This window comes from Streptomyces sp. NPDC037410 (assembly GCF_055602235.1).
Window position 1 is genome coordinate 460,521 of record NZ_JBVJWR010000002.1, and the last position, 12,466, is coordinate 472,986.

Below are 12,466 nucleotides of genomic sequence, written 5' to 3' on the forward strand. Positions count from 1 at the left end.
GAAAAAAAAAAAGAGGAAAAAAACCCCGAGGGGGGGGGGGGGGGGTGGGGGGGGGGGGGGGGAAGGGGGGGGGGGGGGGGGCGGGGGCCCCCCCCCCCCCCCCCCACAACCCCCCCCCCCCCCCCCCCCCCGCCGCTCCGGACCGGCGTTCTCGTCGGGGCGGCCGGCCCGTCGTCCTTTCCCGCTCACCGGGAACCGGCGCTCCCCGGCGGAGACCACCCCGTCCTAGCCTCCCCGGACAGCCCCAACCGCCCCGCAGGAGGGACCCGCCATGCTCACGGACCGCCAGAGACTCGAGGCGGCCGAGTTGCTGCGCTCCGCCGAAGATGCCGTCACGCCGATCGCCCCGCTGGTCGACGTGTTCCCCGGCATCGGTACCGAGGACGCGTACGAGATCCAGCTCGTCAACATCCGCCACCGCCTCGCGGCCGGCGCGGCGGTGCGCGGTCACAAGGTCGGCCTGTCCTCCCCGGTCATGCAGCGGATGATGGGCGTCGACGAACCGGACTACGGCCATCTGCTCGACGACATGGAGCTCAGCTCCGGCGTCCCCGTCCGCGCCGCACGCTACTGCGCTCCCCGCGTCGAGGTCGAGGTCGGTTTCGTCCTCGGCGACGACCTGCCGGGCGAGACCTGCACCCCGGCGGACGTCCTGGCCGCCACCGAACGCGTCGTGCCCGCCCTGGAGCTGATCGACAGCAGGGTCCGGGACTGGCGGATCACCATCGCCGACACCATCGCGGACAACGCCTCCTCCGCCGGTTATGTGATCGGGGAGGGGCGGGAGCCCCGCGAGCTCGACCTCACGTCCATCGACGCCCGGCTGACCAGCGGCGGCGCGCTCCTCGCCGAGGGCCGCAGTGACGCCGTGCTCGGTGACCCGACCCGTTCCGTCGCCTGGCTCGCCCGTACCGTCGCCCGCTTCGGCGTGTCCCTGAGGAAGGGGCACGTGGTGCTGCCCGGCTCGTGCACCCGGGCCGTCGACGTGGCGGCCGGGGCGACCTTCACCGCCGAGTTCACCGGCCTCGGCTCCGTCTCCCTCTCGTTCATCTGAGGTGATCATGACCATCACGACAAAGGCGACCGCCGCCATCGTCGGTTCCGGCAACATCGGCACCGACCTGCTGTACAAGCTGCTGCGCTCCGAGCACCTCGAACCCCGCTGGATGATCGGCGTCGACCCGGACAGCGAGGGCCTCGCCCGCGCCGCCCGCGCCGGCCTGGAGGCCAGCCACGAAGGCGTCGACTGGCTGCTCGCCCAGGACGAGAAGCCCGACATCGTCTTCGAGGCCACCAGCGCCTACGTCCACCGGGCCAACGCCCCGCGCTACGCCGAGCTCGGCATCAAGGCCGTCGACCTGACGCCGGCGGCCGTCGGCCCCGCCGTCGTGCCGCCGGCCAACCTCCACGAGCACCTGGACAAGCCCAACGTCAACATGATCACCTGCGGCGGACAGGCCACCATCCCCATGGTGTACGCCGTCTCGCGCGTCGCCCCCGTGCCGTACGCGGAGATCGTCGCCTCGGTGGCCTCCGTCTCGGCCGGCCCCGGAACCCGCGCGAACATCGACGAGTTCACCCGTACCACCTCACGCGGCATCGAGACCATCGGCGGCGCCGCGCGCGGCAAGGCGATCATCATCCTCAACCCGGCCGAGCCGCCCGTCATCATGCGCGACACCGTCTTCTGCGCCATCCCCGAGGACGCCGACCGGGACGCCATCGCCCTCTCCGTCAAGGAGATCGCCGAGCAGGTCGCCTCGTACGTCCCCGGCTACCGGCTGCGCGCCGAACCGCAGTTCGACGACCCTGGCCCGGAGAACGGCGGGACGGCCCGCGTCGCGGTCTTCCTGGAGGTGGAGGGCGCGGGCGACTACCTGCCGCCCTACGCCGGAAACCTCGACATCATGACCGCCGCCGCCACCAAGGTCGGCGAGGAGTTCGCCACGGCGCTCCTCGCCACGGGCGCGTAAGGAGCACCCCGCATGCCCTACTCGGACACCCTCGACATCCGGATCACCGACTCCTCGCTGCGCGACGGCTCGCACGCCAAGCGGCACCAGTTCACCGCCGACGACGTACGGTCCGTCGTCGCCGCCCTCGACGACGCCGGAGTCCCGGTCATCGAGGTGACGCACGGCGACGGGCTCGGTGGATCGTCCTTCAACTACGGCTTCTCCAAGACCCCCGAGCAGGAGCTGATCAGGGTCGCGGTGAAGACCGCGACCAAGGCCAGGATCGCCTTCCTCATGCTTCCCGGGCTCGGCGTCAAGGACGACATCCGGGCCGCCCACGGCAACGGCGCGAGCATCTGCCGCATCGCCACCCACTGCACCGAGGCCGACATCGCCGACCAGCACTTCGGCCTCGCCCGCGAGAGGGGCCTGGAGACCGTCGGCTTCCTGATGATGGCCCACTCCACCACCCCGGAGAAACTGGCCCGGCAGGGCCGCATCATGGCCGACGCGGGCTGCCAGTGCGTGTACGTGGTCGACTCGGCCGGAGCCATGGTCATGGACGACGTCACCGACCGGGTCGAAGCGCTCATCGCCGAACTCGGCGGCGACGCCCAGGTCGGCTTCCACGGACACGAGAACCTGGCCCTCGGCACCGGCAACTCGATCGCCGCGATCAAGGCCGGCGCCCTGCAGATCGACGGCTCCACCCGGCGGCTCGGCGCCGGCGCGGGCAACACCGCCGTCGAGGCCCTGGTCGCCGTCTGCGCCAAGATGGGCATCCGCACCGGCATCGACGTACTGAAGATCATCGACGCGGCCGAGGACGTGGTCCGGCCCGTCATGGACGACGAGTGCCGGCTCGACCGGCTCGCCCTCCTCATGGGCCACGCCGGCGTCTACTCCAGCTTCCTCAAGCACGCCTACCGGCAGGCCGAGCGCTACGGCGTCTCCGGCGCCGAGATCCTCCTGCGTGCCGGCGAGCGCCGACTCGTCGGCGGCCAGGAGGACCAGCTCATCGACATCGCCGTCGAACTCGCCGCACAGAACTGAACCGACAGAAACCAGGAGGGACGAGATGACTGCTCTCAACGACGAGGTCCGGGTCATCGAGACGGGCAGGCCGCCGGCGCGCTTCGCCCGTGGCTGGCACTGCCTCGGCCTCGCCGACGGCTTCAAGGACGGCAGGCCGCACGAGATCGAGGCCTTCGGCACCAAGCTGGTGGTCTTCCAGGGCGAGGACGACGGACAGCTGCACGTCCTGAACGCCTACTGCCCCCACATGGGCGGCAACCTCGCCCAGGGCACCGTCAAGGGCGACGCCGTCGCCTGTCCCTTCCACGACTGGCGCTGGTCGGGCGACGGCCGCTGCGCCGGCATCCCGTACGCCCGCCGCGTCCCGCCCCGCGCCAGGACCCGCGCCTGGGTGTCCCTGGAGCGCAACAGGCAGCTCTTCGTCTGGAACGACCCGGAGGGCGACCCGCCGCCCCCCGAGGTGACCGTCCCCGAGATCGCGGGCATCCACGGCCCGGAGGCCGACCAGTGGAGCGACTGGACCTGGAAGACCCTCCGGGTCGAGGGCTCCCACTGCCGCGAGATCGTGGACAACGTCGTCGACATGGCGCACTTCTACTACGTCCACTACGCGTTCCCCGAGTACTTCAAGAACGTCTTCGAGGGCCACGTCGCCACCCAGTACATGGAGAGCAGCCCGCGCGGCGACATGGAACTGGGCACCCTCAGCTCCGGCCGCCTGCGCTCCGACGCCTCCTACTTCGGCCCCTCCTACATGATCGACAACCTCTACAGCGACGTCGGCGGCGGCGCGGAGATGGAGATCGTCCTCATCAACTGCCACTACCCGATCGACGAGAACAGCTTCCTGCTCCAGTACGGGGCGATCGTCAAGCGGCTGCCCGGGATGACGGACGAGCAGGCCACGGAGGCGGCGCGGCTCACCGCCGACGGCGCCACCGTCGGCTTCGAGCAGGACGTGGAGATCTGGCGGAACAAGACCCGGATCGACAACCCCCTGCTCACCGAGGAGGACGGCCCGGTCTACCAACTGCGCCGCTGGTACGAGCAGTTCTACGTCGACGTCGCCGACGTCAAGGACGAGATGACCCGCCGCTTCGAGTTCGAGATCGACACCCGGCGCGCCAACACGGCCTGGCGCGCCGAGGTCGAGGAGAACCTCGCGCGCCGCGCGACGGAGACGGAAACCGGAGCCTGAGATGCGAGCGGTGGAGTGCGCGGCCTGCGGCAACCAGGTCCTGTGCGAGAAGTTCAGCGTCGCCCACACCTCCGTGCAGTGGACGGCCGACGCGGCCGTCGCCTGCGCGGAGTTCCGCGACCGGGTGGGCCCGGGCGTGACCACCGCCCGGATGCGGACCTGCCGGTCCCTGCGGGCGAGCATCGCCCGCGCGGTGGAGGACGGGACCCTGACGGTGAGCACCCTGGAGCCCCCGGAGGCCGTCGATGTCTGAGTCCACGACACGGGCCCGCACCCACCGGCTGCGCGTCGTCGAGGTCGTCGCCGAGACGGCCGACGCGCACTCCCTGGTGCTCCAGGCGCCGCCGGAGAGCGCCGACCGCTTCACGTACCGCCCCGGGCAGTTCCTCACCCTGAAGCTGCCCGGCGCGGACGGGCGGCCCGCCGCCCGCTGCTACTCGCTCGCCAGCTCGCCGCACACCGGCGAGCCCCTGAAGATCACCGTCAAACGGGTCGCCGGAGGGTACGGATCCAACTGGGTCTGCGACCGCCTCGCGGCCGGCGACGAGCTGGAGGTGCTGCCTCCCGCCGGCACCTTCACCCCCGACTCCCTCGACGGCGACCTGCTGCTCGTCGCCGGGGGGAGCGGCATCACCCCCGTCCTGTCGATCGCCAAATCGGCCCTGGCCGCCGGCCGGGGCAGGGTGGTGCTCCTTTACGCCAACCGCGACGAGTCCTCGGTGGTCTTCCGCGACGAACTGCGGGCCCTGACCCAGGACCACCCGCACCGGCTGCTCGTGCTCCACTGGCTGGAGTCGCTCCAGGGCCTGCCGTCCGTGGACCGGCTGGCCGCCGCCCTCGCGCCGTACGCCGGCCGTGAGGCCTTCGTCTGCGGCCCGCAGCCGCTCATGGACGCCGTCGAGCAGGCCCTGCGCGCGCTCGGCGCGCTCGGCGACCGCATCCACCGGGAGAGGTTCTTCTCGCTCGGCGCGGACGTCTTCGACGCCCCGGCCGTTCCGGTGGACACGGCGGCCGGGGGCGGCGGCACGGCCGAGGTCGAGCTCGACGGCGAGACCCACACGGTCGCCTGGCCGCCGACGGCGCCCCTGCTCGACGTGCTCCTGGCCGCGGGCGTGGACGCCCCGTACTCCTGCCGGGAAGGCGCCTGCAGCGCCTGTACCTGCCGTGTCGTGGCGGGCGAGGTCAAGATGCTCCGCAACGACGCCCTGGACGACCGGGACATCGCCGAGGGGTACGTCCTGGCCTGCCAGGCCCTCCCGCTCACCGACCGGGTCGGGATCACCTACTCCTGAGGAGGGCAGCCGACGGTCCGCCGTCCCCGGAGCCCGTACGGACTCCGGGGACGGCGTCGTCACATCCCCCAGCCGTCACATCCCCCAGCCGTCACATCCAGTCGCTGAACCGCAGCCACGCCATCATGTCGTCCATCGACGGCTGCGGGATCCCCGCCACGGACCCCTCGGGCCTCGCGCGCTTCTCCGACCGCCGCCCCGGTCCGAACATCGCCTGCCACACCGACCGCGCGCAGCCGCGCACGGCCGGGGCCAGCCGCTCCATCTCGCGGTGGACGCCGTGGCCGCTGACCGAGACCGCGGCGATGGCCCGGCCGGAGCCGCGCAGCGGAGCGGCCACGCAGAACACCCCCCGGTACCCCTCCTCGTGGTCGAAGGCCACGCCCCGCTCCCGCGTCATCGCCAGCTCACGGCGGAAGGACTCGGGGCGGGTGAGGGTGCGCGGGGTACGCGGCCGCAGCCCGTCCCGTATCACCTGCTCCACCGGCCCGCCGTCGCCGAAGGCCAGGATCGCCTTCCCCGAGGCCGTGCAGTACGCCGGCTGCCGCCCGCCCGTGCGCGAGGGCACGACGGAGTCGTCCGAGCCGCCGATCCGCTCCAGATAGACCACCTCGGAGCCGTCGAGCACCGTGAGGTGCACCAGATGGCCGGTGGACTCGTGCAGCGCGTGCAGATGCGGCAGGGCCGCCCTGCGCAGCCGGTTGTGGTGCGAGGCCATCGCCCCGAGCTCCAGCATGCCCATGCCCAGGCGGTAGTCGCGGCCCTCGCGCTCCAGCCAGCGCAGCTGCACCAGCTGGTCGAGGATGCGGTGCGCGGAGGAGCGCCGGATGCCCGAGCGCTGCACGACCTCGGTGAGGGTGAGCCGGGGCCCCGCGCTCTCGAAGGTGCTCAGCACCTTCGCCGCCTTCTCCAGCAGGGACAGAGGCGGCATCCCGGCCTCGACAGCCTCCACGGCATGGGTCGTCATCGACACCTCCCACACGGACGGCACAGTCGAATGGCCCCTGGCCGAGTCCGTAATCTCCGGTATTGCGTGGAGATTGCCAGAGGATGACAGGCGCTGGGAAGAGGGAGTTCCGTCTCGGAACAGTAACGCGTAGGTTCCCTGTCGTCACGGCACGACGAGACCGGATTCCGAGAGGGGCAGCCATGCGCGACGAGGACGTCCTCGCGGCGGTCCGCGCCCTCGGACCCGCCCTGCGCGAGCGCGCCGCCGAGGCGGAGGCGCTGCGCCGGGTGCCCGACGCCTCCGTCGCGGAACTGGAGGCCGCCGGCTTCTTCCGGCTGCTCCGCCCCGGGGCGTACGGCGGACTCGCCGCCGACCCCGCCGTCTTCTACGCCGCCGTGCACGCGATCGCCAGGGCGTGCGGCTCGACCGGCTGGGCGGCGTCGGTCCTCGGCGTCCACCCCTGGTACGTGGCCCAGTTCGACCCGCGGGCGCAGGAGGAGGTCTGGGGCGCGGACGGCTCCACCCGGATCTGCTCCTCCCACGCGCCCACGGGCGAGGTCACGCCCGTCGACGGCGGCTTCCGGCTCTCCGGCCGGTGGCACTTCTCCGCCGGCTGCGACCACGCCCGCTGGGCCCTGCTCGGCGGGCTCGTCACCGACGGCGAGGGCCGGCCGGTGGACATGCTGACCTTCCTGGTGCCCCGCTCCGACTACCGCGTCGACGACGTGTGGGACACCGTCGGCCTGCGCGGCAGCGGCAGCAACGACCTCGTCGTCGAGGACGCCTTCGTCCCCGCCCACCGGTCGCTCGGCTACGGCCCGGTGACCTCGCTGCGCTGCCCCGGGCAGGAGGTCCACCCCGAACCGCTGTACCGCCTGCCGTACGCGGCCGTCTTCACCACCGCCATCTCCACCGCGATGGTCGGCATCGCCGAAGGCGCCCACGAGGACCAGCTCGGCGCGGCCCGCGCCCGCCTGCGGAACGACCAGGGCAGGAGGGCCGCCGAGGACCCCTTCGCGCAGGTACGCATCGCCCGCGCCGCCGGCGAGATCGACGCCGCCCGGCTGCAGCTCGCCCGCAACATGGCGGAGCTGTACGCGGTCGCGCGCGCCGGCGCGGAGATCCCGATGGAACTGCGCGCCCGCACCCGCCGTGACCAGGCGCTCGCCACCGAACGCGCCCTCACCGCCGTGGACCTCCTCATGGAGAACGCCGGCCGGGGCCCGCTGCACGTGGGCGACGACGTCCTGCAGCGGGCCTGGCGCGACCTCCACACCGGCCGCGGCCAGGCCGCCAACGACATCGAGCGGGCCCTGGTCCCGTACGCCCAGGAGGCCCTCGGCATGGACGTCCACGACCCGATGGTCTGACCCCGAAGGCCGCGTCCCGGGCGGGTTCCCGCTCAGTGGGAGCAGCGCATTTCGCTGCCGTACGGCGCGCCGTACGGTCCTGGCATTCCCCCACCACGACCCGAAAGGGGATGCCCCATGGCCGATGACGTCCTGGCAGCGATCCGTGATCTCGCCCCCGCCCTGCGCGACCGCGCGGCCGAGGCCGAGACGCTGCGCCGGGTGCCCGACACCTCCGTCAAGGAACTGGAGGACACCGGCTTCTTCCAGCTGCTCCAGCCCAAGGCCTTCGGCGGCCGCGCGGCCGACCCGGTGGTCTTCTACTCGGCGGTCAAGGAGATCGCCAAGGCGTGCGGCTCGACCGGCTGGGTCGCCTCCGTGGTCGGCGTCCACCCCTGGCACGTCGCCCTGTTCGACCCCCGCGCCCAGCAGGAGGTGTGGGGACAGGACCCCAAGACCCGCATCGCCTCCTCGTACGCCCCCACCGGCAAGGCCACCGCCACCGACGGCGGCTTCCGGCTCTCCGGCCGCTGGCACTTCTCCTCCGGCTGCGACCACGCCCGCTGGGCGCTCCTCGGCTGCCTCGTCACCGACGGCGAGGGCAACCCGGTCGACATGCGCACCTTCCTGATCCCCCGCTCCGACTACCGCGTCGACGACGTCTGGGACACCGTCGGCCTGCGCGGCACCGGCAGCAACGACGTCGTCGTCGAGGACGCCTTCGTCCCCGAGCACCGCGCCCTGAGCTTCGGCCCGGTCACCGCCCTGAAGGTGCCCGGCCACGAGGTCAACCCCGAGCCGCTGTACCGGCTGCCGTACGCCGGTGTGTTCACCACCACCATCTCCACCCCGATCGTCGGCATCGCCGAGGGCGCCTTCGAGTCGTACGCCGAGGCCACCCGGCAGCGGTTCCGCGTCTCGTACGGGCAGAAGGTCGCCGAGGACCCCTTCGCGCAGGTCCGCATCGCCCGCGCCGCCAGCGACATCGACGCGAGCTGGCTGCAGCTGACCCGCAACATCGGCGCGATGTACGCCCTCGCCGAGCGCGGCGAGGAGATCCCGATGGAGCTGCGCACGCGCACCCGGCGCGACCAGGTGCTCGCCACCGAGCGCTCCGTCGCGGCGGTCGACCTGCTCATGGAGAACTCCGGCGGCAGCGCCATGCGCACCGGCCCCGGCCTCGTCCAGCGCGCCTGGCGCGACGCCCACACCGGCCGCGGCCACGCCGCCAACGACCCCGAGCGGGCCCTCGTCATGTACGGGCAGAGCGCGCTCGGCATCGACATCCACGACACCATGGCCTGAGAGGCGCCGACGATGGCAGAGCTCACGTACGAGTCGACCTCCCGCACCGCCAAGGCGGCGGGGCTCACCCTCCATTACCACGAGGCCGCCCCCGACGGGCCGTCCGAAGCCCCCGTCGTGGTCATGCTCCACGGCGGCGGCCCCGGCGCCTCCGCCTGGAGCAACTTCGGCCGCAACCTCCCCGTCCTCGCCGAGCACTTCCGCACGCTGCTCGTCGACCAGCCCTGCTTCGGCCGCTCGGACAAGCCGGAGCTCGACAAGGACTACTTCAGCTTCAGCGCCGGCGCCGTCGCCGCCCTCATGGACGAACTCGGCATCCGGCAGGCGCACTTCATCGGCAACTCCCTCGGCGGCGGCACCGCCGTCCGCATGGCGCTCGACCACCCGGACAAGGTCGGCAAGCTCCTCCTGATGGGCCCCGGCGGAGTCTCCGTCAACCTCTTCGCGCCCGACCCGACCGAGGGCATCAAGCGGCTCTTCGAGTTCAACGCCTCACCCGAGCCGACCAAGGAACAACTGCGCGCGTTCCTCGGTGTCATGGCGTACGACCAGTCGATCGTCACCGACGAACTCGTCGAGGAGCGCTGGGCCTCGGCCACCGACCCCGACACCCGGCTCGGCAACGCCCGGATGGGCGCCTCGTTCGCCAACCCCGCCTGGGCCGGGGACACGATGCTCTGGCGCGAGGCCCACCGGATCACCCACCCGGTGCTCCTCACCTGGGGCCGCGAGGACCGGGTCAACCCCCTCGACGGCGCGCTCGTCGCCCTCAAGACCATCCCCGACGCCCGCCTGCACGTCTTCCCGCACTGCGGCCACTGGGCCCAGACCGAGCGGGCCGACGAGTTCAACCGCCTCGCCGTCGACTTCTTCTCCCACTGAGACCCTTCACCGAAGAGGTGCACACCATGGACATCCGCGCTCTCGGCTACCTCCGCCTGGAGACCACCACCCTGGACGCATGGCGCCGCTACGCGCTCGACGTCCTCGGCATGGTGGAGGCATCCGGCACCACCGAGGACACCCTCTGCCTCCGCCTGGACGACCGCGCCCACCGCATCGTCATCCGGGCCGGCGAGAGCGACCGGCTCCTCGCCGCCGGCTGGGAGGTGGCCAACGCCGCCGCACTCGCCCGCGCCGCCGAGGAGCTGGAGGCCGCCGGCGTCGCCGTCAAGGCCGCCGACCCCGCCGAACTCACCGAGCGCCGCGTCCAGGGCCTCATCCACGTGACCGACCCGGGCGGCAACCCGCTGGAGCTCTACTGGGGCCAGGCGCAGGACCACACCGCCCTCGGCACCCCGTACGGCAACCGCTTCGTCACCGGGGACCTCGGCCTCGGCCACGTCGTGATCCCCGTGCCGGACATCGAGGCCGCCCTCGACTTCTACGAGAACCTGCTCGGCTTCCAGCTGCGCGACTCCATGAAGCTGCCGCCGCAGGCCGTCCCGACCGCCACCGAGCAGCGGGACTTCCACTGGATGCACTTCCTCAGCCCCAACCGCCGCCACCACAGCCTCGGGCTCTACCCCGGCGCGCTGCCCCCCGGCATCGTGCACTTCATGGTGGAGCTGGAGACCCTCGACGACGTCGGCCGGGGCCTCGACCGCATGCACGCCGCCGGCATCCCCATCGCGTCCAGCCTCGGCCGCCACACCAACGACCGCATGGTGTCCTTCTACGCCCAGGCCCCCGGCGGCTTCCAGGTCGAGTACGGCTGGGACGGCCTCGTCGTCGACCCCGCCACCTGGGTCGCGAAGGAGATCACCACCGACAGCTTCTGGGGCCACCAGTGGAACGGCTGATCCCGCCCTCCGAGTTCCGGGACGTGCTCGGCCGGTTCGCCAGCGGCATCACGGTCGTCGCGACGCTCGACGCCGACGCGATGGAGCCCGTCGGGTTCGCCTGCCAGTCCTTCGCCTCGCTCTCCCTCGACCCCCCGCTGGTCATGCTGGCCGTCGGCAAGAACTCCACCAGCTGGCCGAGGATCGAGCGCGCGGGCCGCTTCTGCGTCAACATCCTCGCCGAGGACCAGCGGGACACCTGCGCCGCGCTCGGCCGCAGCGGCCCCGACAAGTTCGCCGGAGTGCCCTGGACCACCGGCGCGCACGGCACCGTACGCATCGACGGAGCCCTCGCCCACCTGGAGTGCGAGCTCGACGCCGTCTACGAGGCCGGGGACCACCACCTGGTCACCGCGCAGGTGGTGGCGCTCGACGCCGGCGAGGACGGCCGGCCGCTGCTCTTCTTCCGCAGCCGTTACGCCGTGGGCGCGTTCTGATGCCGATCGACGTCGAGAAGGCGACCTCGGCGCCGCCGGTGCGCACCGAGGCCGGGTGGGACGAGCGCGACGTACGGCTCTACCACCTGGCCCTCGGCGCGGGCGTCCCCGAGACCGACCCGCGCGAACTGCGCTACACGTACGAAGGACACGAGCGGGGCCTCCAGGTCCTGCCCACCTTCGGAGTCGTCGCGGGCGGCACCGGCGGCGTCGGCTTCCAGGTCTTCGACCTGCCCGGCGTCGACATCGACCTGGCGAACGTGCTGCACGGCGGCCAGGAGATCACCGTGCACCGGCCGCTTCCCACCGCCGCCCGGGCGACCGCGGCCACCCGGGTCGCGGCCGTCCACGACAACGGCAAGGCCGCCGTCATCGTCCAGGAGTCCACCCTCACCGGCGAGGACGGCGAGCCGCTGCTCACCCAGCGCAACCAGATCTTCGTCCACGGCGAGGGCGGCTTCGGCGGCGACCGCGGCCCCTCCGAGCGCCTCCCCGCGCCCGAGCGCGAACCCGACCTGGTGGCCGAGATCCCGACGCTCCGTCAGCAGGCGCTGCTCTACCGGCTCACCGGCGACTGGAACCCGCTGCACGCGGATCCCGCCACCGCCCGGCGCGCCGGCCACGACCGCCCCGTCCTGCACGGGCTCTGCACCTTCGGGATGGCGGTCAAGGCCGTCACCGACCGTCTGCTCGACGGCGACGCGAGCGCGGTCACCGGCTGCCGTACGCGCTTCGCCGGCGTCTTCCACCCCGGCGAGACCCTGCGGCTGCGCGTCTGGGACACCCCCGACGGCTACCGGCTCACGGCCACCGCCGCGGACCGCGGGGACGCGCCGGTCCTCACCGACGCGCGCATCACCGCGCGCTGAACCGACGCGGATCACCGCCCGCTGAACCGGCGTGCGGATCACGTCCACTGAATGGCGCGCGGATCACGGTCCGCCGAACCGGCGCGCGGATCACGGTCCGCTGAACCGGCGCGCGGCTCACCGCGCGCGACGACCCGGGGGGGGGGGGGGGGGGAGGGGACCCACCGCCCACAAGGCCCCCCCCAAAAAAAAAAAGAGAACAAAGGAGAAACAAGGGGGGGCCAAAGAACAAAGTG

13 protein-coding genes are annotated in these 12,466 nt (G+C 72.6%); 12 read left to right on the top strand and 1 reads right to left on the bottom strand.

Translation table 11 applies throughout. From position 1 onward, the window contains the following. The first annotated feature begins 271 nt into the window (after positions 1-271). From ACZ7HT_RS04960 to ACZ7HT_RS04985, 6 genes are read left to right on the top strand one after another with little or no spacing between them, the layout of a single operon-like run. Complete coding sequence (locus ACZ7HT_RS04960; RefSeq protein WP_471159824.1) at positions 272-1,054, top strand: 2-keto-4-pentenoate hydratase; 783 nt, start codon at positions 272-274, stop codon at positions 1,052-1,054. A 7-nt stretch (positions 1,055-1,061) separates the two neighbouring features. Further along, positions 1,062-1,973 carry an acetaldehyde dehydrogenase (acetylating) gene (locus ACZ7HT_RS04965; RefSeq protein WP_471159825.1) on the top strand — a complete coding sequence of 304 codons (912 nt, stop codon included), beginning with the start codon at positions 1,062-1,064 and terminating at the stop codon, positions 1,971-1,973. 12 nt (positions 1,974-1,985) lie between these two features. Continuing rightward, positions 1,986-3,008, top strand: a complete 1,023-nt coding sequence (dmpG, locus tag ACZ7HT_RS04970) for a 4-hydroxy-2-oxovalerate aldolase (protein ID WP_471159827.1) — start codon at positions 1,986-1,988, stop codon at positions 3,006-3,008. Between the two features lie 25 nt (positions 3,009-3,033). Further along, a complete protein-coding gene (locus ACZ7HT_RS04975; RefSeq protein ID WP_471159830.1) occupies positions 3,034-4,188 on the top strand; it encodes a Rieske 2Fe-2S domain-containing protein in 1,155 nt (384 codons plus the stop codon). Position 4,189: 1 nt separating this feature from the next. Continuing rightward, positions 4,190-4,441, top strand: a complete 252-nt coding sequence (locus tag ACZ7HT_RS04980; protein WP_471159833.1) for a ferredoxin — start codon at positions 4,190-4,192, stop codon at positions 4,439-4,441. Then, entirely contained in the window at positions 4,434-5,480 is a 1,047-nt protein-coding gene (locus ACZ7HT_RS04985) for a 2Fe-2S iron-sulfur cluster-binding protein (RefSeq protein ID WP_471159836.1), read from the top strand. Before ACZ7HT_RS04980 ends, ACZ7HT_RS04985 begins: the two co-directional genes overlap by 8 nt. Positions 5,481-5,571: 91 nt before the next feature. Here ACZ7HT_RS04985 and ACZ7HT_RS04990 read toward each other — a convergent pair whose 3' ends face one another. Beyond that, the gene (locus ACZ7HT_RS04990) at positions 5,572-6,447 is read right to left on the bottom strand and encodes an IclR family transcriptional regulator (protein WP_471159838.1); all 876 of its coding nucleotides are present in this window, start codon (positions 6,445-6,447) and stop codon (positions 5,572-5,574) included. A gap of 182 nt (positions 6,448-6,629) precedes the next feature. Between ACZ7HT_RS04990 and hsaA (ACZ7HT_RS04995) the strand changes: the two genes are divergently transcribed. The 6 genes from hsaA (ACZ7HT_RS04995) (at position 6,630) to ACZ7HT_RS05020 (ending at position 12,230) form a co-directional block, all read left to right on the top strand. After that, on the top strand, positions 6,630-7,799 hold the full coding sequence (hsaA, locus tag ACZ7HT_RS04995) for a 3-hydroxy-9,10-secoandrosta-1,3,5(10)-triene-9,17-dione monooxygenase oxygenase subunit (protein WP_471159840.1): 1,170 nt from the start codon (positions 6,630-6,632) through the stop codon (positions 7,797-7,799). 117 nt (positions 7,800-7,916) lie between these two features. After that, positions 7,917-9,083 carry a 3-hydroxy-9,10-secoandrosta-1,3,5(10)-triene-9,17-dione monooxygenase oxygenase subunit gene (gene hsaA / locus ACZ7HT_RS05000; RefSeq protein WP_471159842.1) on the top strand — a complete coding sequence of 389 codons (1,167 nt, stop codon included), beginning with the start codon at positions 7,917-7,919 and terminating at the stop codon, positions 9,081-9,083. Positions 9,084-9,095: 12 nt separating this feature from the next. Continuing rightward, on the top strand, positions 9,096-9,965 hold the full coding sequence (gene hsaD, locus ACZ7HT_RS05005; protein WP_471159844.1) for a 4,5:9,10-diseco-3-hydroxy-5,9,17-trioxoandrosta-1(10),2-diene-4-oate hydrolase: 870 nt from the start codon (positions 9,096-9,098) through the stop codon (positions 9,963-9,965). Positions 9,966-9,991: 26 nt separating this feature from the next. After that, on the top strand, positions 9,992-10,885 hold the full coding sequence (locus ACZ7HT_RS05010; protein ID WP_471159846.1) for a VOC family protein: 894 nt from the start codon (positions 9,992-9,994) through the stop codon (positions 10,883-10,885). After that, on the top strand, positions 10,873-11,361 hold the full coding sequence (locus ACZ7HT_RS05015) for a flavin reductase family protein (protein ID WP_471159849.1): 489 nt from the start codon (positions 10,873-10,875) through the stop codon (positions 11,359-11,361). Before ACZ7HT_RS05010 ends, ACZ7HT_RS05015 begins: the two co-directional genes overlap by 13 nt. Further along, positions 11,361-12,230 (top strand): MaoC/PaaZ C-terminal domain-containing protein, encoded by an 870-nt coding sequence (locus ACZ7HT_RS05020; RefSeq protein ID WP_471159851.1) that lies wholly within the window; start codon positions 11,361-11,363, stop codon positions 12,228-12,230. Before ACZ7HT_RS05015 ends, ACZ7HT_RS05020 begins: the two co-directional genes overlap by 1 nt. Positions 12,231-12,466: the final 236 nt, after the last annotated feature.

What these genes read in the sequence shown, in the direction of transcription:
- ACZ7HT_RS04960 (WP_471159824.1), top strand. Translation starts at nt 272, where the DNA reads ATGCTCACGGACCGCCAGAGACTCGAGGCGGCCGAGTTGCTGCGCTCC.
- ACZ7HT_RS04965 (WP_471159825.1), top strand. Translation starts at nt 1,062, where the DNA reads ATGACCATCACGACAAAGGCGACCGCCGCCATCGTCGGTTCCGGCAAC.
- dmpG (WP_471159827.1), top strand. Translation starts at nt 1,986, where the DNA reads ATGCCCTACTCGGACACCCTCGACATCCGGATCACCGACTCCTCGCTG.
- ACZ7HT_RS04975 (WP_471159830.1), top strand. Translation starts at nt 3,034, where the DNA reads ATGACTGCTCTCAACGACGAGGTCCGGGTCATCGAGACGGGCAGGCCG.
- ACZ7HT_RS04980 (WP_471159833.1), top strand. Translation starts at nt 4,190, where the DNA reads ATGCGAGCGGTGGAGTGCGCGGCCTGCGGCAACCAGGTCCTGTGCGAG.
- ACZ7HT_RS04985 (WP_471159836.1), top strand. Translation starts at nt 4,434, where the DNA reads ATGTCTGAGTCCACGACACGGGCCCGCACCCACCGGCTGCGCGTCGTC.
- ACZ7HT_RS04990 (WP_471159838.1), bottom strand. Translation starts at nt 6,447, where the DNA reads ATGACGACCCATGCCGTGGAGGCTGTCGAGGCCGGGATGCCGCCTCTG.
- hsaA (WP_471159840.1), top strand. Translation starts at nt 6,630, where the DNA reads ATGCGCGACGAGGACGTCCTCGCGGCGGTCCGCGCCCTCGGACCCGCC.
- hsaA (WP_471159842.1), top strand. Translation starts at nt 7,917, where the DNA reads ATGGCCGATGACGTCCTGGCAGCGATCCGTGATCTCGCCCCCGCCCTG.
- hsaD (WP_471159844.1), top strand. Translation starts at nt 9,096, where the DNA reads ATGGCAGAGCTCACGTACGAGTCGACCTCCCGCACCGCCAAGGCGGCG.
- ACZ7HT_RS05010 (WP_471159846.1), top strand. Translation starts at nt 9,992, where the DNA reads ATGGACATCCGCGCTCTCGGCTACCTCCGCCTGGAGACCACCACCCTG.
- ACZ7HT_RS05020 (WP_471159851.1), top strand. Translation starts at nt 11,361, where the DNA reads ATGCCGATCGACGTCGAGAAGGCGACCTCGGCGCCGCCGGTGCGCACC.